Below are 22,552 nucleotides of genomic sequence, written 5' to 3'. Positions count from 1 at the left end.
TGTCCCTGTGGGAGTTGCATCAGGCCTTTCTGCGGCGCTGATCAGTAAGCTATCGCTGGCAAGCCAGCTCCCACAGGTGAGCGATGTGCTCAGGCTCAGCGCTGTCCCTGTGGGAGTTGCATCAGGCGTTTCTGCGGCGCTGATCAGTAAGCTATCGCTGGCAAGCCAGCTCCCACAGGTGAGCGATGTGCTCAGGCTCAGCGCTGTCCCTGTGGGAGCTGGCTTGCCAGCGATGAGGCCAGATCAGCCACTGATATCTCATCATCTGCCAATGCTTTCAGTGCCGCCTTGCGCTCAGTCACCGGCAACCCACCCAATCGCTCAACCTGCGCATAAAATCTCAGCCAATCCCCCCCGACCTGTTTGAACAACGCCGAAAACGCCGGCACCCACTGGTCATACAGCCCAAACGGCAACAACCGCGCGTTGTTCAGCGGCGCGTTCACCCAAGCGTCATAGCGCTTGTCCCCGGCCCACTGGCTGTCCCTCATCACCCGATAATCCCGGCGAAACTGTTCGAACTCGGCCGCTTTGCGTTCGCGCATCCGCTCAGCCGGCAATGGCTGTGCGTACAGCTTTTCCAGTCGTGAGCGGGTATCGAGGACTAACTCAATGAATTGATCGCGTTGCTTGAGCCGAGAATCTTTATCCGCCGGCAACCCGCGAAACGCGCGCCACTGCCGTGTGCCTTCCTGCTCGACAAAGGTGGCGAAGGACTCGTTGAACTCGGTGTCGTCCTTCACATAAAAGCGCTGATGCGCCAGCTCATGAAAGATCAGCGTGGCCAGGCGTTCATCGCCCCAGCCCAGCATCGTGTTGATGATCGGATCGTTGAACCAGCCGAGCGTCGAGTAAGCCTCGACGCCGCCAATCGACACGTCCATGCCCTGCAAGCGCTGGATTGCCGCTTCACCCCGCGCCGCGCCCTGGCTGTAATAGCCGCGATAGGCCACGCACCCGGCAATCGGAAAGCAATGATTCTGCGGCGTCAGGGAAAACTCCTGAGTGGCAAACACATTCCACACCACGAACGGCCGGCCAATGTCGGCGTACAGGCGATAGCTCTGGTTGTCCGGCAGGTGCAGATGCTCGCTGGCGAATGCACGGGCCTTTTGCGATTGGCTCAGGTGCGCGCGCAACGTGGCGTCGCGGCTGGGGTCGGCAATGACCTTTGCCACCGGCTCACGCGCCCGCAACAGTTGCAGTTGGCCACTGGCCAACTGGCCGTAATAGCTGACGCTGGCGCAACCGTTGAGCAACAAAAACATCACACCCGGAAACAAAACCCGAAAAACGCGATCAAGTAACCCATGGCTTGCAAACGGCCTGATCAAAATAAGAAATCCCCCCGGAGAGTCTGCTCGCAAGACTATCCCGCCTTAAGGAGCACCGCTATGCGCATGTTGATGCTGACGGGAGGCCTGCTGACGCTGGCCGGTTGTGCCCATTTCGGAATGCCCGATCCGGACCCTTCGCAAGCCTGGGTCGATCTTGATGCACGACAGCAGGACACGGCGTTGCAAGCGCTGAAGGTCGATAGCAGCGAGGCCGTCGATAAACGTTACTTCGAGGTACAGCCCGGCAGCCATGAGTTGACGGTGCGCTATCAGTTTCCGGTCGACGCCACCAACATCGGCCCCGATGCCGAACCGCTGTGGCGTGATTGCCGGATGAACGTGAAATTCAAGGATTTCAATGCCGGTCAGCGTTATCAATTACAGGCCGGCAGCATCGGATTCCGGCCATGGGCCAAACTTTATGATGAGCAGCGCAACGTGGTGGGGCAGGGCACGCCGGCGGGCTGTCAGAAGACCTGATCGGCGGTATGCTGGATGTCCACATCAAAGGACATTTGATCATGCGCAGGTTGACGTTGTTGCTGGTAGGAAGTGTGCTTGCCAGCTGCCAGAGCCCGCTGCCAGCGGCGGATCCCGGCAAAGCCTGGGTCGACTTTGCGATGCCGACACCCGGCGGCAAGGTGTTGATGGCGGAACGGCTGGACAATGTGCGCCTGCAGGACGGACGCTTTTTTCAGGTCGCGCCGGGCAGCCATGAACTGACGGTGCGCTTCGATTTCGAGATTTTCGGCGGCGGCCAGGGCATGGACACCGACCCGCAGGAGCGGCTGTGCTACATGACCGTGCCTTATGACCACTTCGAAGCGGGGCAACGTTACCGGCTCGAAGCCCGCTCGCTGGCCTTCACGCCAAGCGCCCGGTTGATCAATCGTCAGGGGCAGATCGTTGCCGAAGAACGGCAGATCAACTGCGTGCCGTAGGCGTTATCAGGAGTCGTTCTTCTGATAGATGATCGCTTTGGTGCCGTTCTCACACGAACCCACCACCATGGCGATGTCGTGTTTGGCCGCCTCTTCCTTGCTGACGATTTCCAGCGTGTACGAGGGCACGGCTTTGGCTTGGATCTTGATCTCGATTTCTTTTCTCAGTTCTTCGCAGTCTTTCGGTGCCGCAACAACCGAAGTGGCCAATGCACTGCAGAGGATGGCCAAGCCAATACGTTTCATGAGTGAAGCTCCCTGAGGCAGCGCGCACGGGTGTGCGCTGAAGCTGCTGTCATGTATTCGACCATATTTTCATAAAACGAGTTCTGACTTCGCTCACAAGATGTGTGGAGGAATTGACGAAATATCAGGTGCCCTGAAAAACCTGTGGGGGCTGGCTTGCCAGCGATGGCGTCGGCACAGCGACCATTGAGGTCGCCAGATACACCGCTATCGCTGGCAAGCCAGCTCCCACAGGGATTATGTTGCTGTGGCTGGATCGCGCGCGATCAACTGACCAACGTCGCCTCAAGGCTGATTTGCGCATTCAGCACTTTCGACACCGGGCACCCTTCCTTGGCCTTTTTGCTCAGCTCATCAAACTGCGCCTGCGTGGCTCCCGGGATTTTCGCCTTGAGGATCAGCTTCACCGCAGTAATCGCGAAACCGCCCTCAACCTGATCGAGGGTCACTTCAGCCTGGGTGTCGATGCTGTCAGCCGTCAGGCCCGCATCGCCGAGAATCATCGAAAACGCCATGGAGAAACAACCGGCATGTGCAGCGCCGATCAGTTCTTCCGGGTTGGTGCCCTTGCCGCCCTCGAAGCGGGCCTTGAAGCCGTACGGTGCTTCTCTGAGGACACCGGTTTCAGTGGAGATCGAGCCAATGCCGGTTTTCAGATCGCCTGCCCAATGTGCGGATGCTTTCTTCACGATAGCCATGTCTGCCTCCTCAAGATCTGACGCGAAACGCCGCGTCGTCGTGGTTTTTGCTTGCAAGGCTTCTGAGGATAGACGCCGGGACAAAGTTCAGCCCGTCTGAATCGTTGACTTTTTTAGTAGGAAATTTCGGCTCTGCTATTGAAACTCGGGTATATGCCCTTATTGCACAAATAAGCTTATGGATTTGGCAGGTTTTCGTTCGCAAGAAAAACCTGCCGCCTCACTCGGAGACGCAGGTTTATGAAGCAACTGTCCGACGTAAAATTTTCTACCCTCGATCTGGTGCCGGTGCGCGAAAACGGCAGCCCGGCCCAGTCGCTGCGCAATTCGCTGGACCTGGCGCAACACGTCGAGAAATTCGGCTACACGCGGTTCTGGGTGGCGGAACACCACAACATGGACGGCATCGCCAGCTCGGCAACGTCGGTGTTGCTCGGCTATCTGGCCGGCGGTACGTCGACCATTCGTGTCGGCTCCGGTGGCGTGATGTTGCCCAACCACGCACCGCTGGTGATCGCCGAACAGTTCGGCACGCTGGAAAGCCTGTACCCGGGGCGGATCGATCTGGGTCTGGGCCGTGCGCCCGGTTCCGATCAAATGACCGCGCGTGCGCTGCGCCGTGAACGCTCCGGCAGCGCTGATGATTTCCCCGAGGACGTCGCCGAACTGGTGCGCTTCCTCGGCCCGCGTACCCCGGATCAGCGGGTGATCGCGATGCCGGGCACGGGTACCAATGTGCCGATCTGGTTGCTCGGTTCCAGCCTGTTCAGTGCGCAACTGGCCGGTGAGCGTGGTTTGCCGTACGCCTTCGCCTCGCATTTCGCCCCGCGCTTCATGCACGAGGCGATTCGCGTCTATCGCAATCACTTCAAGCCATCGGCGGTGCTCGACAAGCCGTACGTGATGCTCGGTGTGCCGTTGGTGGCAGCGGATACCGATGAACAGGCTGATTACCTGGCGACTTCGGTGTACCAGCGCATTCTGGCGTTGATGCGTGGGCAGAGTCTGGTGCAGCGTCCGCCGGTGAAAACCATGGACGGCCTGTGGCTGCCGCATGAGCGCGAAGCTGTAGGCGATTTCCTTGGGCTGGCGATGGTCGGTAGCCCAGCGAAAATCCGCGCGAAGCTGGAGGTGCTGATTGAGCAGACGCAGGCGGATGAGCTGATTTTTACCAGCGATTTGTATGAGCATGCTGATCGGGTGCATTCGTACGAGTTGCTGGCACAGGTCATGAAGGGCTGAAAAGCCCCTCACCCTAACCCTCTCCCGGAGGGAGAGGGGACTGATCGAGGTGTTCTCGAGCTCGACATCGACCTGAAATATCCAGTCGAACTCAGGTTTTGAACAGCCCCCGATTTGCTCCCTTTCCCCCTCTACCCCTTGGGGGAGAGGGCTGGGGTGAGGGGGTTCGATTTCAAATCCACCAAAAAATCCAAATCCTGGACACAAAAAAGCCGACGCATTCACGTCGGCTTTTGTATTTCAGGCGCAATCAACCGCGCTTGTAAACGATTTCCTTGGTCTTGCCCTCGCAGGTGCCGACGACTTTGCCGCCAGCCGCCGCGCCCTTGTCGACAATCTCCAGCGAATACCCGGAAACGCCCTTGGCATCCAGCTTCGCCGCAATCTCGCTTTTCAGCTCTTCACAAGGCTTACCGGCAGCAAACGCACCACCCGCAAGGCTCAACAAACCTACTGCCAACATGAACTTCTTCATCGGTCGCACTCCCTGGTCGGATTAAAAGAGGCGGGCATCAAGCGTTCACCCGATGCTCTCACCCTGTAGCGCTTTGCCATTCCTATGGCACTCGGCCAGCGCGCAAGTTCAGAAGACTAGACCAAACTCAGCTACTGGCAATCTTGAAACCGACTTTCAGTGTCACCTGAAAGTGCGCTGCCTTGCCGTCCTTGATGTGACCACGGGTTTCGGTCACTTCAAACCATTCCAGGTTGCGAATGGTCTTGTTGGCTTCAGCAATTGCGTTGTTGATGGCGTCTTCGATGCTGGTGGTCGACGAACCGACCAGCTCGACTTTCTTGTACGTGTGATGGTCACTCATAACGAACTCCTTGGCGTGTGGAATTGAGACTAGCAGTGAATCTGCACTGTTGAATTCGGTGGCTCTGCGCAGGCGAAGTTCAGATTTTCTGCACTTTCTCAAACTGCTGAAGTCCCAAACAACACACGCCACTCATCACCAATGCAGGAGAGCCACCATGGCCAACACCTCTTTACGTAAAGCCTCGTTGCAAAGCATGGAAGCCGAGATCGAGAGTCTGCTCAAGTCGTTGGAAAGCCTGAAAGACGACGCTTCGGACGAGTCGCGCAAGACCCTCAAGGCGCTGAAAAGCAACGCTGAAAGCGCACTGAAACATTCGCGTCATCTGCTCAGCGACGCCTATGAAGAAGTCAAAGTGAAAACCCGCGAGACCGGGATCGCCACCCGCGACTACGCGCAGGAACATCCATGGACGACTGCCGGTGTGGCGGTTGGTGCGCTTGGCTTGCTCGCCGCTTACTTGCTGTTCAAGCGCGGCGAGTGATCGCTCTGGCGCAGCTCGTTCTTGAGCCATTGCGCCAGTTGCCGAGCGCGCCCGTCTGCGGCGCGTTTGGGTAGCCACAACGCCAGTTGCGCCGGGGTTTCACAGAAACCCCATGGCGCAACCAGGCGACCGGCCTTCAAATCTTCCGTCACTAGTGGCTCCGGCGCGATGGCTACGCCGAGACCAGCAACGGCTGCTTCCAGCAAATAATATAAATGCTCAAAACCTTGCCCGAGCTTCAACGCTTTCGCATCCAGGTGGTTTTGCTGTGCCCAGCTTGGCCAGGCTTGTGGGCGCGAAGTGGTGTGCAGCAGCGGTTCATCGAGAAGTGCCGAGGCTGGCGCGGCTTGCAGGTTTTGATAGCCGCCGAACAGCGGGCTCATTACCGGGCCGATACGTTCTGCAGTCAATTCGTAAACTTGCATGTCTGCCGGCCATGGCGGCTCGGCGAACAGCAGCAAAGCATCCAGCCCCGGACGCCGAGGATCGAGATCGCCTTCACCCGCTGAAAGGTGCAGACGCAAATCCGGCAGATCGGCATTCAATCGTCCCAAACGCGGAATAAACCAGCGCGCCAGCAGGCTTCCCGAGCATCCCAACACAAACGGCGCGTCGGCGGTGCTCTGAGTTAACTCGGCGCAAACACTGCGCAAACGATCAAAAGCCTCACCGCTGGCATCGCGCAAGCGCATGCCGGCATCTGTGAGTTTCAAGCCGCGACCATCCTTGACGAACAGACTGACGCCGAGGTGCTCTTCCAGCACTTTGAGCTGACGACTGACCGCACCATGAGTAACGTGCAGCTGCTCGGCAGCCTGACTGACACTGTTCAGCCGGGCGGTCGCTTCGAACGCGCGCAAGGCGTTCAGCGGGGGAAGGTCGTGGCTCATGGTATCTGTGAGTTTTCCTGACAGGTTGTGGCGATCTTATCGGTTTTCAGCCTGGAAGGTCAGGGGTAGAGTGGTCGTCATTGTCTTTTGACCCGAATTCACCTGGAGCGACTCATGACCCAGACTTCGAACACCTCTGATCTGCGCAACGGCCCGGACGATAACGGCCTGTTTGGCTCGTTCGGTGGCCGCTACGTGGCGGAAACCCTGATGCCGTTGATCCTCGACTTGGCCCGCGAATACGAAGCGGCCAAGGAAGATCCGGCCTTCAAAGAAGAATTGGCCTACTTCCAGCGTGACTACGTCGGACGTCCGAGCCCGCTGTATTTCGCTGAACGCCTGACCGAATTCTGCGGCGGCGCGAAGATTTATCTCAAGCGCGAAGAGCTGAACCACACCGGCGCGCACAAGATCAACAACTGCATCGGCCAGATCCTGCTGGCGCGGCGCATGGGCAAGAAACGCATCATCGCCGAGACCGGCGCCGGCATGCACGGCGTGGCCACGGCCACCGTCGCTGCACGTTTCGGTCTGGATTGCGTGATCTACATGGGCACCACTGACATCGAACGTCAGCAGGCCAACGTCTTCCGCATGAAATTACTGGGCGCTGAAGTGATTCCAGTGGTTGCCGGCACTGGTACCCTGAAAGACGCGATGAACGAAGCCCTGCGTGACTGGGTGACCAATGTCGACAACACCTTCTACCTGATCGGCACCGTGGCAGGCCCGCACCCTTATCCGGCGATGGTTCGCGACTTCCAGGCCGTGATCGGCAAGGAAACCCGCGATCAGTTGCAAGCACAGGAAGGTCGTCTGCCGGACAGCCTGGTGGCGTGCATCGGTGGCGGTTCCAACGCGATGGGCCTGTTCCACCCGTTCCTCGACGACAAGAGCGTTGAAATCATCGGTGTTGAAGCGGCCGGTTACGGCATCGAAACCGGCAAGCACGCGGCGAGCCTCAATGGCGGTGTTCCGGGTGTGTTGCACGGCAACCGTACGTTCCTGTTGCAGGACGACGACGGCCAGATCATCGACGCCCACTCGATTTCCGCCGGCCTCGACTACCCGGGCATCGGCCCGGAACACGCGTGGTTGCATGACATCGGCCGCGTTCAGTACACCTCGGTGACCGACGACGAAGCCCTCGACGCGTTCCACAAATGCTGCCGCCTGGAAGGGATCATTCCTGCACTGGAAAGCGCCCACGCCTTGGCCGAAGTGTTCAAACGCGCACCGAAGCTGCCGAAGGATCACCTGATGGTGGTCAACCTGTCGGGCCGTGGCGACAAAGACATGCAGACCGTCATGCATCACATGGAAAACGCTCAACAAGAGCCATCCAAGCAGGAGAAACACTGATGAGCCGCCTGCAAACCCGTTTTGCCGACCTGAAAGAACAGAACCGTGCCGCGCTGGTGACCTTCGTCACCGCCGGTGATCCGGACTACGACACTTCGCTGGCGATCCTCAAAGGTTTACCGGGTGCCGGCGCCGATGTGATCGAGCTGGGCATGCCGTTCACCGACCCGATGGCCGACGGTCCGGCGATCCAGTTGGCGAACATCCGTGCCTTGGGCGCCAAACAGAACCTGGTGAAAACCCTGCAAATGGTTCGCGAGTTCCGTGAAGGCAACAGCGATACCCCGCTGGTGTTGATGGGTTACTACAATCCGATTCATATGTATGGCGTTGAGCGCTTCATCGCTGACGCGAAAGAGGCCGGTGTCGACGGTCTGATCGTGGTCGACATGCCGCCTGAGCACAATGCCGAGCTGTGTGATCCGGCGCAGGCTGCCGGTCTGGACTTCATCCGTCTGACCACGCCGACCACTGACGATGCGCGTCTGCCGAAAGTGCTCAATGGCAGCTCCGGTTTCGTTTACTACGTGTCGGTGGCTGGTGTGACCGGTGCTGGCGCCGCGACTCTGGAGCACGTCGAAGAGGCGGTGACCCGTCTGCGTCGTCACACCGATCTGCCAATCAGCATCGGTTTCGGCATCCGCACGCCGGAGCAAGCGGCGGCCATCGCGCGTCTGGCTGATGGTGTGGTGGTGGGCTCGGCGTTGATCGATCACATCGCCAATGCGACCACGCCAGCCCAAGCCGTCGACGGTGTGTTGGGCCTGTGCTCGGCACTCTCCGAAGGCGTGCGTAAGGCCCGCGTCAGCTGAAGGTAAAGTTCCTGATACAGAGGAATTAGCACCTCAAAGTGCAGACTAATCCAGCAAGACCGAGGGCTTCAGAACACCGTTCTGAGGCCCTTTTTGCTGTTTGTGCCGTGAGGAAAGACCCGATGAAAATGCCGAAACGTCTGATGGCCGGATTGGGCGTGCTGTTGATCAGTGCGACACCGCTGCTGGCCAGCGCCGATCAGCGCGATGATCACGACCACGGCGGCCCGCAGCAGGGCCAATACAATAACCATGGTAATGACCACCGCGACGACCATCGTGGCCCGCAAAATGATCACCGTGGTGGCCCGCCACCGCGCGACTTTGGCCCGGTGCGCCAGACCATTCGTGACAATCATGGCTACTTCGTACGCGGCGCACCGCCGCCTCCGGGGATTCATCTGGAGCGTGGCCGGCCGTTGCCGCACGGGTATTACGGCGAGCGTCTGGACAGTCGCGCGTTGGGTCGTTTGCCGGTGTATCCGGGGTATGAATGGCGCCGGGCCGGGGGCGATATCGTGCTGATCGCGGTGGGCACCGGGATCGTTTACGAAATCCTGGATGGTGTCCTCTATTGACCATCTGATCTAACTGGCAGGCCATCAACTGTGGTGAGGGGATTTATCCCCGACGGGTTGCGAAGCAGCCCCAAATCCGGCAAATGCGGTTTTTCAGTCAAACTGTGTTCGCTGGGATTGCGACTGCTTCGCAGCCGATCGGGGATAAATCCCCTCGCCACAAGGTATGCACTCAGCATCAGCATCAGCATCAGCATCAGCATCAGCATCAGCATCAGCATCAGCATCAGCATCAGCATCAGCATCAGGCTCAGGGGAGTTCCAGGCCGCCAGAAGCCTTGTGCAATTTGCGCAAATGCGCGCCAATCTGCTTCACATTCTCCTCACTCGCGGCAATCTCGGCAGCGCGCTTCGGCTCCAGCAACTTGCGCACCTCCGCGTCCAGATCCCCCGACAGCACCAGCAACTTCTTCTGCCGCTGGCTGCTTTCATCTTCCAGTCGCTTGAACTCACTCGGCTGTGGCAACCCATAACCACGACTATCAAGAAGCTCTGCCGGACGACTGAGGAATCCACTGTTGGCGAGGATTTCCTGCAACGTCGCGTTGGCCTTGTCCATGCCGCCATTTTCCAGCTCGCGAGCACCGAGGTATCGTTGCTTGACCTCATCCTGAGCCAACAGCAACTGACGTCGATAACTCGCCTGCTCCAGCAACAACAAGGCAGCGCTGGTGCGCAGATCCGCACGCTCGAACCACTCGCGGCGTTCTTCGGCAGTGAGCGACAGCCATTCCTCAACGGTGGTCTGTTTGATCGGCAGTTGTTTCTTCAGCACATCAAACATCGCCTGGTAGCGATCGCGGAACGAGTCGAAGCGATAACCCAGACGCAGCGCTTCTTTCGGATCATCGAGCACGCTGGTATCGGCCAACCCGCGACCCTTCATCACTTCCAGCAAGCCGTTGGGCATGATGCTGTCCAACCCGACGAACTGGCTGTTGTCACTGCCGCTGCGCAATAGCTTCAGACCTTCCACCGCGCAGTTGTTGGAGAGGAAGAAGTAGTTGCCGTCGTAGCTCCAGTGCATCTCGGCAGCGTGTTCGACCACGCCTTCGATCTCTTCCCGTGACAAGTTGATCGGCACGGAAGCGAGGCTGCGCAACTCGGTCTTGGTGTATTCGTCGATCACCTGCGCAAGCGGCAGGACGAACAGCCGTGAAGGGTATTTGCCGACCAATCCGTCCCAGCTCGACAACTGCACATCGCCGACAAACGCGCGGTACGACAACACCAGATGCTGATCGAGATCGAGACGGCAATCCGGCCCACGCGGACGGCCCGGCGCGCAGATCACCAGGCGCAACATGCTGTGGCCCCAGCGGCTGACCCAGTTCTGATTGGCTTCGGCCAACAAGTAATCAACCGCGTAAACCCGCTCCGGATCGACCTGCCCTAAAGGCTGTTTGGCGAAATCGTTACCCGCGTTCAAAAACGCAAAGGTCTTGCTGCAAGTGTCCTTGGCCGGCGGCGCCCAGCCGAAGTGTTGCTGGTAATAGCGATACAGCGCCGGGCGACGGCAGGCGTAGCTCGGGTCGAGGAGGAAATACTCCATGTTGACCGCGACGAACTCTTTCGGGCTGGAAATTTCGTACAGATCCGGGCTGCGGGCGATCTGTCGGTTGTGCTGCTCGCGTTCACCGCGACGGCCGACGTATTGCTGCCAACCGGCGAGGTCGAGCAGGCGCGGATCATCACTGAGAGTGAAACGACGGCCGTTCTGGCCACGGCATTCGTCAGGAATACCGATCAGCCCGGCGCTGTTGAAGCGGCGCGTGCAGCGCTGGATCAGCGTGCGCTCGGCTTCCGGCCACAAGCGCGCGCGGTCATAAATGTGGGTGATTTCGTGCAGCACCGTGGCGAGCAATTCCTGGCGCACTGTGCCGTGGGGGCGATTGGTTTTTTCTTTCGCTGCGCTGCCGTCGGTAAGGCTGGCGAGCAGTTTGCGGTTCAGATCGAGTTCGGCAACCAGCGTGGCCTGGCCGTAGGCATTGGCAGGCATGTCGTCGGTCCAGCCGACATCGATGCGCCGATCCAGCCGCTCGATAAAGCTCGGCGGCAATCTCTGCATGGCCTCATCGATCAACGCCTGACTGGCTTGTTGTTGGGCGGGGCTCAGACCGTCAGTCTTGAGCCGCAATTGCAGGCTGGCGTGGGCGCTGTTGCCAAGCAGCAACAACGCCCCGGCCAGCAGCCAGGCGCCGAGTGACTTCACAGTGCGAGGATGGCTTCGGCGAGGACCTGATCACTGGCGTCGCGCGCTTCCGGGACGCGCGTGCGCAAGGTGTTGAGGGCGGCTTCCAGGTGCGCGCCACGGATATCACCGTTGGTGGCGACGAAACTGGCGGCGTCATCGTGCGCTTCACGGATGATTTTCGAGTCGCGAATCGACGTGGTGGTGTCGGAAGTGAAATCGATGGTGCGCTGGGAGGCACGAACGATGATGTTACTGGTGGCTACCAGGGTGTGCGCCTGGGCCACGTCGGCCAACAAAAACAGGCCAAGGGCGGCAGCAATCAGCGGGCTACGCATGGAACGACTCCGAAGGGGCAGGTTAACTAAGGGCTAGGTTAACTATTGGACGAGAATTGCTTCTGCCAGTTCAAGGTCAGAGACATGAAGTTTCGGCCGTTTTTTACGCAGGTAATTAAGCGCGGATTCCAGCTGCGCCCCACGCAATTGGCCGTCACTGGCCACGAACGCTGCCGCGTCATCGTGAGCGGCGAACAGCAGTTTACGGTCGAAAGGCGCGGAAGACACCATGCTGGTGGCGTAACCACTGACGACAATGCCTTGCGTCGACGCATTGAAAGCATCATAGGCATCGACCGACGTCGCCCAACAGGCGCTCAGCAAAACGGAAGGGATCAGCAGATTTGGAAGAAAACGCATCGGACTCGGTAACTGTTAGCGAGCCGCAAGGCTAGCGCAATGCCCGGGCCAGAGCCAGTCTCGAAACATCGGGACACGCCCGGCGTGTCCCGTAATGCCTTGCAGCGATTAGATCGTCAGGATGGCCTGAGCCAGCTCCGCGTCAGTCGCGTTCAGTTGTGGAGCCTGATGGCGAATGTGATCCAGCGCGCTTTCCAGTTTCACGCCACGGATGTCGCCTTGGGTGGCGACGAAGCTGGCCGCGTCATCACGGGCAGCGAGGACGATTTTGTCGTCACGGAACGACGAGGTCACGTCGGAAGTGGCGTCGGAGGAAGATTTCAGCGCACCCACGACGGCGTCGGTGGTAACGATGAAGCTGGTGGCGCTGGCGTTGGCAGCCACGGCCAGCAGGGCGGCAGCGCTGAGCAGACGAAGACGGGACATAGGGTAACTCCTGTGAATAAACCGTATTGAGAGGTGGCTCGGTATCTGAGGAGTCAGACGCCTGTTGCGCATCATTCGCCACGTTCTGTGTGGATATTAGGCGCAGATCCGTTCGCCAAACCAGCATCCAGACGAAAAACCGTAGGAGCTGTCGAAGGCTGCGATCTTTTGCTTTGGATTTTCAAGATCAAAAGATCGCAGCCTTCGGCAGCTCCTACAATTGTAATGGTCTTATTTCGAATGGTTTGAACTGTACTGGTATTGCTTTTCAAGAGCTAAAACGACAAAACCCGTCGTGGTTTCCCACGACGGGTTTTGCTTGTTCAATTCGGGTTGCTGGCGGTGGGTCTAACGACCAGAGCCAGCGACGCTGCTTAGCGCCAGAACGGCTTGCTCAGCTCTTCATAGCGTTGTGCTTCGCTGATACCGGCGTCAGCCAGCAGACGCGAATCCAGACGGGCCAACTGGTGGCGGCTGGAGATGCGGCGCTGCCACAACATCAGGTTGGCGATAACGCGCAGAGGCAGGGAAGCCTGGGTGTTTACAGCTTTGTCTTCGAAGAACAGTTCGGAACTGAGTGTACGTTCCATGGTTGACATCCTTCCGCTTGTGGCGGGATCAGGTAGTGGTTTGACTGGTGCCCATGATCCTCTCGTTTGCATAGTCTCTCTAGATACAGTTCAACTGTATTGTGAGTGACCAGTTAACTGTTTATACACGGTGTACGGGTCAAAATTGAGTAAACTGTACCTATGCGCACTTAAGTGGTGCATTTTTGCTCATTTCGGCAGGAAAGGTAGGCAAATGCCGTAGGAAATGACCAGTACAGCAGTACAGTTTTTGTCGGGCGCATGGCTTGCGGAAGTTCGCCGACGCAAACTGTGTTTGCATCAGCGGTTTATCTGTGTGAATTACACGGCCAGCATGCGCCCGGTTTCTTCCAGATTCATGTGCCAGCTCAGCGCTTCACGCAGGATGTGCGGCGTGTGGCCGCCGATAGCACAGGCTGCCGTGAAGTAATCATTCAGTGCCTGGCGGAAGTCCGGGTGCACACAGTTATCAATGATCACCCGCGCACGTTCCCGTGGCGCCAGGCCACGCAGGTCAGCCAGACCGACTTCGGTCACCAGAATGTCGACGTCATGCTCGGTGTGGTCAACGTGGCTGACCATCGGCACGACGCTGGAAATCGCGCCGCCCTTGGCGATCGATTTGGTCACGAACACCGCCAGATGCGCGTTGCGCGCGAAGTCGCCCGAGCCACCGATGCCGTTCATCATCCGCGTACCGCAAACGTGGGTGGAATTGACGTTGCCGTAGATGTCGAACTCCAGCGCCGTGTTGATGCCGATGATGCCCAGGCGACGCACCACTTCCGGGTGGTTGGAGATCTCCTGCGGACGCAGCACCAATTTGTCTTTGTACTTCTCGAGATTGCCGAACACGTCGCTGTTGCGGCGCTCCGACAAGGTGATAGAGCTGCCCGAAGCAAAGCTCAGCTTGCCGGCGTCGATCAGGTCGAAGGTCGAATCCTGCAACACTTCGGAGTACATGGTCAGTTCTTCGAACGGCGAATCGATCAAGCCACACATCACCGCGTTGGCGATGTTGCCGATCCCCGCCTGCAACGGGCCGAGCTTGTTGGTCATGCGCCCGGCGTCGACTTCCTGTTTGAAGAAGGTGATCAGGTGCTCGGCGATGGCGTTGGTATCGACGTCCGGCGTCGACACGGTGGACGGCGAATCCGACTGCTGGGTAATAACGATGGCGACAATCTTCTCCGGCGGAATCGGAATTGCGGTGCTACCGATGCGGTCGTCGACTTTTACCAGCGGGATCGGCGTGCGCGTCGGGCGGTAGGTCGGGATATAGATGTCATGCAGGCCTTCGAGGTTGGCGTTATGCGCCAGATTGATCTCGACGATCACCTGTTTGGCGAAAATCGCGAAGCTCGCCGAGTTGCCCACCGACGTGGTCGGCACGATGTGGCCTTGTTCGGTGATGGCCACGGCTTCAATGACCGCGATGTCCGGCAGCTTTAGTTGCTGATTGCGCAGCTGCTCGACGGTTTCCGACAGATGCTGGTCGATGAACATCACCTGGCCGGCGTTGATCGCCTTGCGCAAGGTGCTGTCGACCTGGAACGGCATGCGCCGCGACAGTACGCCGGCTTCGGTCAATTGCTTGTCGAGGTCGTTGCCCAGGCTGGCGCCGGTCATCAGGCTGATCTTCAGCGGCGTGACCTTGGCGCGCTCGGCCAGTGCGTGAGGGACGGCTTTAGCTTCGCCGGCACGGGTGAAACCGCTCATGCCGACGGTCATGCCGTCCTCAATCAGAGCGGCTGCGTCGGCGGCGCTCATCACTTTATCCAACAACGAAGGCAAGCGAATACGGTCACGGTACATGGATTATTATCTCGGGAAGCGAGTAGCAGGATGCGCAGTCTAGTGAATTTGACGGGCGCCTGTCCCGCTACCAAGGTCGCAAACGAGGCGTCTATTCAGCGGGTTTCAAGTAAAACACCGTTACTGGATCTGCAACAACGCGGCAAATTGTCCGACTGTTTGCGCAAACAAAAACGCCCCGACAAGTCGGGGCGTTCGGTGTTGCAGCGGGGAATTATTCGACCGCTTTAACCATGTCTTCGATGACTTTCTTCGCGTCGCCGAACACCATCATGGTCTTGTCCAGGTAGAACAGTTCGTTGTCCAGGCCGGCATAGCCGCTGGCCATCGAGCGCTTGTTGACGATGATGGTCTTGGCCTTGAACGCTTCGAGAATCGGCATGCCGGCAATCGGCGACTTCGGATCGTTCTTCGCGGCCGGGTTGACCACGTCGTTCGCGCCGAGCACCAACACCACGTCGGCCTGGCCGAACTCGGAGTTGATGTCTTCCATCTCGAACACCTGATCGTAAGGCACTTCGGCCTCGGCGAGCAGGACGTTCATGTGCCCCGGCATACGACCGGCCACCGGGTGGATCGCGTACTTCACGGTCACGCCACGGTGGGTCAGCTTCTCGGTCAATTCCTTCAGCGCATGTTGTGCACGCGCTACCGCCAAGCCGTAACCCGGCACGATGATCACGGTGTCGGCGTTGGTCAGCAGGAAAGTCGCGTCGTCAGCCGAACCGGATTTCACCGGACGGGCTTCCTTCGCACCGGCAGGGCCTGCATCGGCCGTGTTGCCGAAACCGCCGAGCAGTACATTAAAGAAGGAACGGTTCATCGCCTTGCACATGATGTACGAGAGGATCGCACCGCTCGAACCCACCAGCGAACCGGCAATGATCAGCATCGAGTTGTTCAGCGAGAAGCCGATTCCCGCCGCCGCCCAGCCCGAATAGCTATTGAGCATCGACACCACCACCGGCATGTCGGCGCCGCCAATCGGGATGATGATCAGCACGCCCATCACGAACGCCAGCGCCAGCATCAGCGCAAACGCGGTGAGGTTACCGGTGAACATAAAAGTCAGGCCGAGTGCCAGCGTAGCCAGACCCAGCACGGCATTCAGCTTGTGCTGACCGGTAAACTGCACCGGTGCGCCTTGGAACAGGCGGAACTTGTACTTACCCGACAGCTTGCCGAAGGCAATCACCGAACCGGAGAAAGTAATCGCACCGATTGCTGCGCCGAGGAACAACTCCAGGCGGTTGCCCGTTGGGATCGAGTCGCCCAACTGTTTAACGATGCCCAGCGATTGCGGCTCAACCACCGCAGCGATCGCGATGAACACTGCCGCGAGGCCGATCATGCTGTGCATGAAGGCGACCAGTTCCGGCATCTTGGTCATTTCAACGCGCTTGGCCATGATCGAACCGGCGGTGCCGCCGACCAGCAGGCCAACGATCACGTAACCGATACCGGCAGTCGCGAGCTCAGCGCCCAACTTATAAATGAGGCCGACGGTAGTCAGAATGGCCAACGCCATGCCGAGCATGCCGAACAGGTTGCCGCGCCGCGAAGTAGTCGGGTGCGACAGGCCTTTGAGGGCTTGGATAAAGCAGATCGACGCGATCAGGTAGAGCGTCGTGACGAGATTCATGCTCATTACTTCGGCGCCTCTTCTTTTACTTTCGGGGCTTTCTTCTTGAACATCTCAAGCATGCGGCGGGTGACCAGGAAGCCACCGAACACGTTGACCGCGGCCAGTGCCACGGCGAGGGTGCCCATGGTTTTGCCCAGCGGCGTGACGGTCAGTGCGGCCGCCAGCATGGCGCCGACGATCACGATCGCCGAGATGGCGTTGGTTACCGCCATCAACGGCGTGTGCAGCGCAGGTGTAACGTTCCAGACCACGTGGTAACCGACATAAATCGCCAGCACGAAGATGATCAGGTTGTAGATACCGGGGGAGATAAGCTCTTCCATCGTCTGAATCCCTGCTTAGGCGTTTTTGCGGATGACTTGGCCGTCGCGGCACATCAGGCACGCGGCGACGATGTCGTCTTCGAGGTTGACGTCGAACTGACCTTCTTTGGTGAAGACCAGCTTGAGGAAGTCCAGCAGGTTGCGTGCGTACAGCGCCGAAGCGTCTGCAGCGACTTCGCCGGCCAGATTGGTCGGGCCACAAATGGTCACGCCATTTTCGACCACGACCTGATCAGCCACGGTCAGCGGGCAGTTGCCGCCCTGAGCCGCCGCGAGGTCGATGACCACCGAACCCGGTTTCATCTGCGCCACGGTGTCCGCGCTCAACAGCGTCGGTGCCTTGCGGCCCGGAATCAGCGCGGTGGTGATGACGATGTCAGCCTGCTTGGCGCGTTCGTGTACGGCCTGCGCCTGACGCTGCATCCAGCTGGCTGGCATTGGTCGCGCGTAACCGCCGACACCGACGGCGCATTCGCGCTCTTCATCGGTCTCGTACGGCACGTCGACGAACTTGGCGCCGAGGGATTCGATCTGCTCTTTCACCGCCGGACGCACGTCGGACGCTTCGATCACCGCACCCAGACGTTTCGCCGTAGCAATCGCCTGCAACCCGGCCACACCGGCGCCAAGAATCAGCACGCGCGCCGCTTTCACGGTGCCCGCAGCCGTCATCAGCATTGGCATGAAGCGCGGATAGTGGTGAGCGGCCAGCAACACAGCCTTATAGCCGGCAATGTTCGCCTGCGACGACAACACATCGAGACTCTGCGCGCGCGAGGTGCGCGGCGCCGCTTCGAGGGCGAACGCGGTAATGCCGCACTCGGCCATCTTCGCGATGGTTTCGTTGTTGAACGGGTTGAGCATGCCGACCAACACCGTACCGCGCTTGATCAGCGTCAGTTCGGCATCGCTTGGCGCGACCACTTTGAGAATCAGCTCGGCGCCAAACGCCTCATTGGCACTGCCAATGGTTGCGCCTGCCGCTTCATAGGCACTGTCGACAACACTGGCGTTAACGCCGGCGCCGGTTTGCACAGTGACCTTATGACCTTGGCTGATCAGCTTTTTAATGGTTTCCGGGGTTGCAGCAACCCGTGTTTCACCGGTCTGGGTTTCGAGAGGAACACCAATGTGCACGTCAAATCTCCTGCGTGATCTTATTGAGTAAACCCATGCACTACGGATGGTGCGACTGGGGCGGCCGATCAGCACGATCCCGCCAAATCAGGGCGGGGCGCGGCATTTTGCAGGCGAACTTTATGCCCTTCAAGGGATTATGACGGGTGACGGAAAATTAACTACAAGTCATGCCGTGACCGAATGTCGCACATGCCCTGTCGAATCCCTTACAGGCCGTGCCCTGCAAGGATTCTGGCGCAATGTGGAAAAATTTCTCATCGGTGACGTGAATAGACCGCAATACGTCGTGAATGGAGGCTCAAAGCCACGTCTTCAGGCGCTTGTAGGACGTCTGTACGACTTTCGGATACAGTCTGCGCATATGCGACAAATACTTATATCTGTAGGGCTTTGGTTTTTCTGACTACGAGGTCAATAAACGCTGAAAGCCTTCACCCTTCTAGGCTGTAGCTCTGTGCCTGATTTACCAGCCAGTCGCGAAATGCCTTTAAAGACGCTGATTCGACCTTTCGTTCGGGAATCATCAGGTAATAGGCCTTGATGCTGGCGAGTGCCTGCGGGTTGGCAATCACCAGGCGTTTCTCTGCCAGCTCGCGCTGAATCAGGAATGGTGGAATCAGCGCGATCCCCATGTCGTGCATGGCCGCTTGGGCGAGCATGGAGAATAGCTCGTAGCGCGGGCCTGTCATGTCGCGGGGGATATTCAGCTGTTGCGAGTTGAACCACTGTCGCCAGGCGTAAGGGCGGGTGGTCTGTTGCAGTAGCGGTAGCTCGGCAATCTCGTCGGCGGTCAGAAGCATCTTGTTGCCGAGTAGGGCGGGGCTGCACACCGGCATCGGATTTTCGCCCATCAGCCTGTGGGATTCGGTACCTGACCAGTCGGCATCGCCGAAGTAGATCGCGGCATCGAATTCGGTATCGGCAAACAGGAAGGGCCGGGTGCGGTTGGTCAGGTTGACCGTGACTTCCGGGTGCTTGAGCTGGAAATCCTTGAGGCGCGGTAGCAGCCATTGCGTACCGAAGGTTGGCACCACCGCCAACTCGATCACATTGGTGCCTTGCTGGCCCATCACCGACAAGGTGTCGCGTTCCACTGCATCCAGTTGCGTGGCGACCCGGCGACTGTAGGAAAGTCCCGCTTCGGTCAGCTTCACCCCGCGTCGCGAGCGTCGAAACAGTTCCACACTGAGGAACTCCTCAAGGCTGGCGATTTGTCGGCAAATGGCTCCCTGGGTGAGGGAAAGTTCTTCGGCGGCGCGGGTAAAGCTCTCGTGGCGTGCAGCGGCTTCAAAGCTGATCAGGGCGGTGGTGCTGGGGATCTTCCTGCGCATGTACGTCAACCTCACTAATGCGCCGCATAAAAGGCATTTCGCGACGTTTCGGAGTGAGAAATTAGCACAACAGAATGCGAAATCCTCGTTTGCCGCGACGGCGAACCGCGCCTAGGATCAATGCCACGTTAATTCAGCCGATTTACGAGGACACACTCATGGGCGGTAAAGCTAGCTTCAACTGGATCGATCCCCTGCTGCTGGATCAACAGCTCACCGAAGAAGAGCGCATGATCCGCGACACCGCCGAGCAGTTCGCTCAGCAAAAGCTTGCGCCGCGTGTTCTCGAAGCTTTCCGCCATGAGAAAACTGACCCGGCGATCTTCCGCGAAATGGGCGAAGTCGGCCTGTTGGGTGCGACCATCCCCGAGCAGTACGGTGGCAGCGGCCTCAACTACGTCAGCTACGGCCTGATTGCTCGCGAAGTGGAGCGTGTCGACTCCGGCTATCGCTCGATGATGAGCGTGCAGTCGTCGCTGGTAATGGTGCCGATCAACGAGTTCGGTACCGAAGCGCAGAAACAGAAATACCTGCCGAAACTGGCTTCCGGCGAGTGGATCGGCTGCTTCGGCCTGACCGAGCCAAACCACGGTTCCGACCCGGGCGCGATGATTACCCGGGCCCGCAAAGTCGACGGCGGATACAGCCTGACCGGCGCGAAGATGTGGATCACTAACAGCCCGATCGCCGACGTGTTCGTGGTCTGGGGTAAGGACGATGCCGGCGACATTCGTGGCTTCGTACTGGAGAAGGGCTGGAAAGGCCTGAGCGCTCCGGCGATTCACGGCAAGGTCGGCCTGCGTGCATCGATCACCGGTGAGATCGTCATGGACAACGTGTTCGTGCCGGAAGAGAACATCTTCCCGGACGTGCGCGGTCTGAAAGGCCCGTTCACCTGCCTTAACTCTGCGCGCTACGGCATTTCCTGGGGCGCACTGGGCGCTGCCGAGTTCTGCTGGCACACCGCCCGCCAGTACACGCTGGATCGCCAACAGTTCGGTCGCCCATTGGCCGCTACTCAGTTGATCCAGAAAAAACTGGCCGACATGCAAACCGAGATCACGTTGGCCCTGCAAGGCTGCCTGCGTCTGGGTCGAATGAAGGACGAAGGTACCGCTGCGGTCGAAATCACTTCGATCATGAAGCGCAACTCCTGCGGCAAGTCGCTGGACATCGCCCGTATGGCGCGCGACATGCTCGGCGGCAACGGTATCTCCGACGAATTCGGCGTGGCCCGTCACTTGGTCAATCTGGAAGTGGTGAATACCTATGAAGGTACTCACGACGTTCACGCGCTGATCCTCGGGCGTGCGCAAACCGGCTTGCAGGCGTTCTATTAATAGGAGAGCGACTATGGGCGCGCTGTCGCATCTGCGGGTACTGGATTTATCGCGCGTGTTGGCCGGGCCGTGGGCCGGGCAGATCCTCGCCGACCTTGGCGCCGAGGTGATCAAGGTCGAGCGTCCGGGCAATGGTGACGACACGCGCGCCTGGGGGCCGCCCTTCCTTAAAGACGCTTATGGCGAGAACACCTCGGAAGCGGCTTATTACCTGTCGGCCAACCGCAACAAGCAATCGGTGACCATCGACTTCACCCGCCCCGAGGGTCAGAAGCTGGTGCGTGAGCTGGCTTTGAAGTCCGATATTCTTATCGAGAACTTCAAGGTCGGTGGTCTCGCGGCGTATGGGCTGGACTATGAATCGCTGAAGGCGATCAATCCGAACCTGATCTATTGCTCGATCACCGGGTTCGGCCAGACCGGGCCTTATGCCAAGCGTGCTGGCTATGACTTCATGATTCAGGGGCTGGGCGGGCTGATGAGCCTGACTGGTCGACCTGAGGGGGATGAAGGTGCCGGGCCGGTGAAGGTGGGTGTGGCGTTGACGGATATTCTCACCGGCCTGTATTCGACGGTGGCGATCCTTGCAGCGTTGGCTCATCGCGATCACGACGGTGGTGGTCAGCACATCGATATGGCGTTGCTGGATGTGCAGGTTGCGTGTCTGGCTAACCAGGCGATGAATTACCTGACGACGGGCAACGCGCCGAAGCGTCTGGGCAATGCGCATCCGAACATCGTGCCTTATCAGGACTTTCCTACGGCTGACGGCGACTTCATTCTTACCGTGGGTAATGACGGGCAGTTCCGCAAGTTTGCCGAAGTGGCGGGGCAGCCGCAGTGGGCTGACGATCCGCGGTTTGCTACTAATAAGCTGCGAGTAGCGAATCGGACGGTGTTGATTCCGCTGATTCGCCAGGCGACGGTGTTCAAGACGACTGCCGAGTGGGTTGCCGAGTTGGAGCAGGCGGGCGTGCCTTGTGGGCCGATCAATGATCTATCGCAGGTGTTTGAAGATCCGCAGGTGAAGGCCCGTGGCCTGGCGATAGAGTTGCCACATGCGTTGGCGGGAATGGTGCCGCAGGTGGCCAGCCCGATTCGTATGTCGCAGACACCGGTTGAGTATCGTCGTGCCCCGCCTTTGTTGGGTGAGCATACGCTGGAGGTTCTGCAGGGTGTGCTGGGCTTGGGCGCGGGTGCGGTGGCTGAGCTGAAGGCGGCTGGGGTGCTCTGAAGATCCCTTCTATATATAGGAACCACGTTTGCTTCCTATATATGGGTGCATTTGGTCGTTATTTAACCAATTTGCAAGTGATTGAAAGAATAGCGAAATTAACGGTTGACGGCAGATCTCAGGTGTCTATAATTCGCCCCACTTCCGGCGCAGTCGAAACGGAAAACTCCTTGAGATTCAATGAGTTATGTAGGTTTCGGCAGCAGGTGCTTCAGTTTATCGAAGCGCAGAAAGAAGTTGAAAAAGAGGTGTTGACAGCAGCGTGTAACGCTGTAGAATTCGCATCCCGCTGATGAGAGATCTGAAGCGCAAGTGGTTGAAGTTGTTGAAGAATTCTTCGAAAACTTCTGAAAATAATCACTTGACAGCAAATGAGGCTGCTGTAGAATGCGCGCCTCGGTTGAGACGAAA

The 22,552-nt window shown here is 58.8% G+C and carries 26 protein-coding genes; 9 read left to right on the top strand and 17 right to left on the bottom strand.

Annotation, left to right across the window (positions count from 1 at the left end; all coding sequences use genetic code 11):
- Window positions 1–197 precede the first annotated feature (197 nt).
- Entirely contained in the window at window positions 198–1,334 is a 1,137-nt protein-coding gene (locus EJA70_RS14645; protein WP_158831647.1) for an aminopeptidase, read from the bottom strand.
- 60 nt (window positions 1,335–1,394) lie between these two features.
- On the opposite strand from EJA70_RS14645, the gene EJA70_RS14640 reads away from it, so the two are divergent.
- Window positions 1,395–1,817 (top strand): hypothetical protein, encoded by a 423-nt coding sequence (locus tag EJA70_RS14640; protein ID WP_158831645.1) that lies wholly within the window; start codon window positions 1,395–1,397, stop codon window positions 1,815–1,817.
- 41 nt (window positions 1,818–1,858) lie between these two features.
- Window positions 1,859–2,278 (top strand): hypothetical protein, encoded by a 420-nt coding sequence (locus EJA70_RS14635; RefSeq protein ID WP_158831643.1) that lies wholly within the window; start codon window positions 1,859–1,861, stop codon window positions 2,276–2,278.
- Between the two features lie 6 nt (window positions 2,279–2,284).
- Here EJA70_RS14635 and EJA70_RS14630 read toward each other — a convergent pair whose 3' ends face one another.
- Window positions 2,285–2,524: a DUF1161 domain-containing protein gene (locus EJA70_RS14630; RefSeq protein ID WP_008081158.1), complete on the bottom strand. Its 240-nt coding sequence runs from the start codon at window positions 2,522–2,524 to the stop codon at window positions 2,285–2,287.
- Window positions 2,525–2,790: 266 nt separating this feature from the next.
- Window positions 2,791–3,222, bottom strand: coding sequence for an OsmC family protein (locus EJA70_RS14625; RefSeq protein WP_158831641.1), 432 nt, complete (start codon window positions 3,220–3,222; stop codon window positions 2,791–2,793).
- Window positions 3,223–3,462: 240 nt separating this feature from the next.
- Here EJA70_RS14625 and EJA70_RS14620 point away from each other — a divergent pair, with 240 nt between their 5' ends.
- Complete coding sequence (locus tag EJA70_RS14620) at window positions 3,463–4,464, top strand: LLM class flavin-dependent oxidoreductase (protein WP_158831639.1); 1,002 nt, start codon at window positions 3,463–3,465, stop codon at window positions 4,462–4,464.
- A gap of 250 nt (window positions 4,465–4,714) precedes the next feature.
- Here EJA70_RS14620 and EJA70_RS14615 read toward each other — a convergent pair whose 3' ends face one another.
- Window positions 4,715–4,939 (bottom strand): DUF1161 domain-containing protein, encoded by a 225-nt coding sequence (locus EJA70_RS14615; protein ID WP_158831637.1) that lies wholly within the window; start codon window positions 4,937–4,939, stop codon window positions 4,715–4,717.
- 127 nt (window positions 4,940–5,066) lie between these two features.
- Window positions 5,067–5,282, bottom strand: a complete 216-nt coding sequence (locus tag EJA70_RS14610; RefSeq protein WP_008081151.1) for a dodecin — start codon at window positions 5,280–5,282, stop codon at window positions 5,067–5,069.
- A 157-nt stretch (window positions 5,283–5,439) separates the two neighbouring features.
- Between EJA70_RS14610 and EJA70_RS14605 the strand changes: the two genes are divergently transcribed.
- Complete coding sequence (locus EJA70_RS14605) at window positions 5,440–5,766, top strand: YqjD family protein (RefSeq protein WP_095190284.1); 327 nt, start codon at window positions 5,440–5,442, stop codon at window positions 5,764–5,766.
- Here the strand turns inward: EJA70_RS14605 and EJA70_RS14600 are convergent.
- Window positions 5,739–6,656 (bottom strand): LysR family transcriptional regulator, encoded by a 918-nt coding sequence (locus EJA70_RS14600; RefSeq protein ID WP_158831635.1) that lies wholly within the window; start codon window positions 6,654–6,656, stop codon window positions 5,739–5,741. The two genes, EJA70_RS14605 and EJA70_RS14600, sit on opposite strands and share 28 nt — an antisense overlap.
- A 114-nt stretch (window positions 6,657–6,770) precedes the next feature.
- Between EJA70_RS14600 and trpB the strand changes: the two genes are divergently transcribed.
- From trpB to EJA70_RS14585, 3 genes are all read left to right on the top strand, one after another.
- A complete protein-coding gene (trpB, locus tag EJA70_RS14595) occupies window positions 6,771–8,018 on the top strand; it encodes a tryptophan synthase subunit beta (protein ID WP_008081147.1) in 1,248 nt (415 codons plus the stop codon).
- Window positions 8,018–8,830: a tryptophan synthase subunit alpha gene (gene trpA / locus EJA70_RS14590; protein ID WP_158831633.1), complete on the top strand. Its 813-nt coding sequence runs from the start codon at window positions 8,018–8,020 to the stop codon at window positions 8,828–8,830. The genes trpB and trpA overlap by 1 nt, the downstream gene beginning before the upstream one ends.
- 122 nt (window positions 8,831–8,952) lie before the next feature.
- A complete protein-coding gene (locus EJA70_RS14585) occupies window positions 8,953–9,408 on the top strand; it encodes an anti-virulence regulator CigR family protein (RefSeq protein ID WP_158831631.1) in 456 nt (151 codons plus the stop codon).
- Here EJA70_RS14585 and EJA70_RS14580 read toward each other — a convergent pair.
- From EJA70_RS14580 to EJA70_RS14530, 11 genes are all read right to left on the bottom strand, one after another.
- Window positions 9,402–9,653: a hypothetical protein gene (locus EJA70_RS14580; RefSeq protein ID WP_158831629.1), complete on the bottom strand. Its 252-nt coding sequence runs from the start codon at window positions 9,651–9,653 to the stop codon at window positions 9,402–9,404. The genes EJA70_RS14585 and EJA70_RS14580 overlap by 7 nt on opposite strands.
- Before the next feature lie 5 nt (window positions 9,654–9,658).
- Window positions 9,659–11,620, bottom strand: coding sequence for a DUF4105 domain-containing protein (locus tag EJA70_RS14575; protein ID WP_158831627.1), 1,962 nt, complete (start codon window positions 11,618–11,620; stop codon window positions 9,659–9,661).
- A complete protein-coding gene (locus EJA70_RS14570; RefSeq protein ID WP_007911662.1) occupies window positions 11,617–11,937 on the bottom strand; it encodes a DUF2388 domain-containing protein in 321 nt (106 codons plus the stop codon). Before EJA70_RS14570 ends, EJA70_RS14575 begins: the two co-directional genes overlap by 4 nt.
- A gap of 42 nt (window positions 11,938–11,979) precedes the next feature.
- Window positions 11,980–12,297, bottom strand: coding sequence for a DUF2388 domain-containing protein (locus EJA70_RS14565; protein ID WP_053116412.1), 318 nt, complete (start codon window positions 12,295–12,297; stop codon window positions 11,980–11,982).
- 108 nt (window positions 12,298–12,405) lie between these two features.
- Complete coding sequence (locus EJA70_RS14560; protein ID WP_008081137.1) at window positions 12,406–12,723, bottom strand: DUF2388 domain-containing protein; 318 nt, start codon at window positions 12,721–12,723, stop codon at window positions 12,406–12,408.
- Between the two features lie 374 nt (window positions 12,724–13,097).
- Entirely contained in the window at window positions 13,098–13,313 is a 216-nt protein-coding gene (locus EJA70_RS14555) for a DUF1127 domain-containing protein (RefSeq protein WP_007911656.1), read from the bottom strand.
- Between the two features lie 321 nt (window positions 13,314–13,634).
- The gene (locus EJA70_RS14550) at window positions 13,635–15,128 is read right to left on the bottom strand and encodes an acetyl-CoA hydrolase/transferase family protein (protein ID WP_158831625.1); all 1,494 of its coding nucleotides are present in this window, start codon (window positions 15,126–15,128) and stop codon (window positions 13,635–13,637) included.
- Window positions 15,129–15,342: 214 nt separating this feature from the next.
- Entirely contained in the window at window positions 15,343–16,776 is a 1,434-nt protein-coding gene (locus tag EJA70_RS14545; RefSeq protein ID WP_053116415.1) for an NAD(P)(+) transhydrogenase (Re/Si-specific) subunit beta, read from the bottom strand.
- Window positions 16,776–17,096, bottom strand: a complete 321-nt coding sequence (locus tag EJA70_RS14540) for an NAD(P) transhydrogenase subunit alpha (protein WP_003187417.1) — start codon at window positions 17,094–17,096, stop codon at window positions 16,776–16,778. Before EJA70_RS14540 ends, EJA70_RS14545 begins: the two co-directional genes overlap by 1 nt.
- Window positions 17,097–17,111: 15 nt before the next feature.
- A complete protein-coding gene (locus tag EJA70_RS14535; RefSeq protein ID WP_158831623.1) occupies window positions 17,112–18,233 on the bottom strand; it encodes a Re/Si-specific NAD(P)(+) transhydrogenase subunit alpha in 1,122 nt (373 codons plus the stop codon).
- A gap of 434 nt (window positions 18,234–18,667) precedes the next feature.
- Window positions 18,668–19,567, bottom strand: a complete 900-nt coding sequence (locus EJA70_RS14530; RefSeq protein WP_158831621.1) for a LysR family transcriptional regulator — start codon at window positions 19,565–19,567, stop codon at window positions 18,668–18,670.
- Window positions 19,568–19,725: 158 nt separating this feature from the next.
- Between EJA70_RS14530 and EJA70_RS14525 the strand changes: the two genes are divergently transcribed.
- Together EJA70_RS14525 and EJA70_RS14520 are read left to right on the top strand one after the other, a co-directional pair.
- Window positions 19,726–20,907: an acyl-CoA dehydrogenase gene (locus EJA70_RS14525; RefSeq protein WP_008081123.1), complete on the top strand. Its 1,182-nt coding sequence runs from the start codon at window positions 19,726–19,728 to the stop codon at window positions 20,905–20,907.
- Window positions 20,908–20,920: 13 nt separating this feature from the next.
- On the top strand, window positions 20,921–22,141 hold the full coding sequence (locus EJA70_RS14520; RefSeq protein WP_158831619.1) for a CaiB/BaiF CoA-transferase family protein: 1,221 nt from the start codon (window positions 20,921–20,923) through the stop codon (window positions 22,139–22,141).
- Window positions 22,142–22,552 lie beyond the last annotated feature (411 nt).

Origin of the sequence: Pseudomonas sp. PB103 (assembly GCF_009764635.1) — a bacterium.
Classification (GTDB): domain Bacteria; phylum Pseudomonadota; class Gammaproteobacteria; order Pseudomonadales; family Pseudomonadaceae; genus Aquipseudomonas.
This window is presented reverse-complemented; position numbering and strand designations above follow the sequence as displayed.

What these genes read in the sequence shown, in the direction of transcription:
- EJA70_RS14625 (WP_158831641.1), bottom strand. Translation starts at nt 3,222, where the DNA reads ATGGCTATCGTGAAGAAAGCATCCGCACATTGGGCAGGCGATCTGAAA.
- EJA70_RS14565 (WP_053116412.1), bottom strand. Translation starts at nt 12,297, where the DNA reads ATGCGTTTTCTTCCAAATCTGCTGATCCCTTCCGTTTTGCTGAGCGCC.
- EJA70_RS14550 (WP_158831625.1), bottom strand. Translation starts at nt 15,128, where the DNA reads ATGTACCGTGACCGTATTCGCTTGCCTTCGTTGTTGGATAAAGTGATG.
- EJA70_RS14605 (WP_095190284.1), top strand. Translation starts at nt 5,440, where the DNA reads ATGGCCAACACCTCTTTACGTAAAGCCTCGTTGCAAAGCATGGAAGCC.
- EJA70_RS14520 (WP_158831619.1), top strand. Translation starts at nt 20,921, where the DNA reads ATGGGCGCGCTGTCGCATCTGCGGGTACTGGATTTATCGCGCGTGTTG.
- EJA70_RS14600 (WP_158831635.1), bottom strand. Translation starts at nt 6,656, where the DNA reads ATGAGCCACGACCTTCCCCCGCTGAACGCCTTGCGCGCGTTCGAAGCG.
- EJA70_RS14610 (WP_008081151.1), bottom strand. Translation starts at nt 5,282, where the DNA reads ATGAGTGACCATCACACGTACAAGAAAGTCGAGCTGGTCGGTTCGTCG.
- EJA70_RS14530 (WP_158831621.1), bottom strand. Translation starts at nt 19,567, where the DNA reads ATGCGCAGGAAGATCCCCAGCACCACCGCCCTGATCAGCTTTGAAGCC.
- EJA70_RS14635 (WP_158831643.1), top strand. Translation starts at nt 1,859, where the DNA reads ATGCGCAGGTTGACGTTGTTGCTGGTAGGAAGTGTGCTTGCCAGCTGC.
- trpB (WP_008081147.1), top strand. Translation starts at nt 6,771, where the DNA reads ATGACCCAGACTTCGAACACCTCTGATCTGCGCAACGGCCCGGACGAT.
- EJA70_RS14585 (WP_158831631.1), top strand. Translation starts at nt 8,953, where the DNA reads ATGAAAATGCCGAAACGTCTGATGGCCGGATTGGGCGTGCTGTTGATC.
- EJA70_RS14555 (WP_007911656.1), bottom strand. Translation starts at nt 13,313, where the DNA reads ATGGAACGTACACTCAGTTCCGAACTGTTCTTCGAAGACAAAGCTGTA.
- EJA70_RS14525 (WP_008081123.1), top strand. Translation starts at nt 19,726, where the DNA reads ATGGGCGGTAAAGCTAGCTTCAACTGGATCGATCCCCTGCTGCTGGAT.
- EJA70_RS14630 (WP_008081158.1), bottom strand. Translation starts at nt 2,524, where the DNA reads ATGAAACGTATTGGCTTGGCCATCCTCTGCAGTGCATTGGCCACTTCG.
- EJA70_RS14580 (WP_158831629.1), bottom strand. Translation starts at nt 9,653, where the DNA reads ATGCTGATGCTGATGCTGATGCTGATGCTGATGCTGATGCTGATGCTG.
- EJA70_RS14545 (WP_053116415.1), bottom strand. Translation starts at nt 16,776, where the DNA reads ATGAGCATGAATCTCGTCACGACGCTCTACCTGATCGCGTCGATCTGC.
- EJA70_RS14540 (WP_003187417.1), bottom strand. Translation starts at nt 17,096, where the DNA reads ATGGAAGAGCTTATCTCCCCCGGTATCTACAACCTGATCATCTTCGTG.
- EJA70_RS14615 (WP_158831637.1), bottom strand. Translation starts at nt 4,939, where the DNA reads ATGAAGAAGTTCATGTTGGCAGTAGGTTTGTTGAGCCTTGCGGGTGGT.
- trpA (WP_158831633.1), top strand. Translation starts at nt 8,018, where the DNA reads ATGAGCCGCCTGCAAACCCGTTTTGCCGACCTGAAAGAACAGAACCGT.
- EJA70_RS14570 (WP_007911662.1), bottom strand. Translation starts at nt 11,937, where the DNA reads ATGCGTAGCCCGCTGATTGCTGCCGCCCTTGGCCTGTTTTTGTTGGCC.
- EJA70_RS14620 (WP_158831639.1), top strand. Translation starts at nt 3,463, where the DNA reads ATGAAGCAACTGTCCGACGTAAAATTTTCTACCCTCGATCTGGTGCCG.
- EJA70_RS14640 (WP_158831645.1), top strand. Translation starts at nt 1,395, where the DNA reads ATGCGCATGTTGATGCTGACGGGAGGCCTGCTGACGCTGGCCGGTTGT.
- EJA70_RS14560 (WP_008081137.1), bottom strand. Translation starts at nt 12,723, where the DNA reads ATGTCCCGTCTTCGTCTGCTCAGCGCTGCCGCCCTGCTGGCCGTGGCT.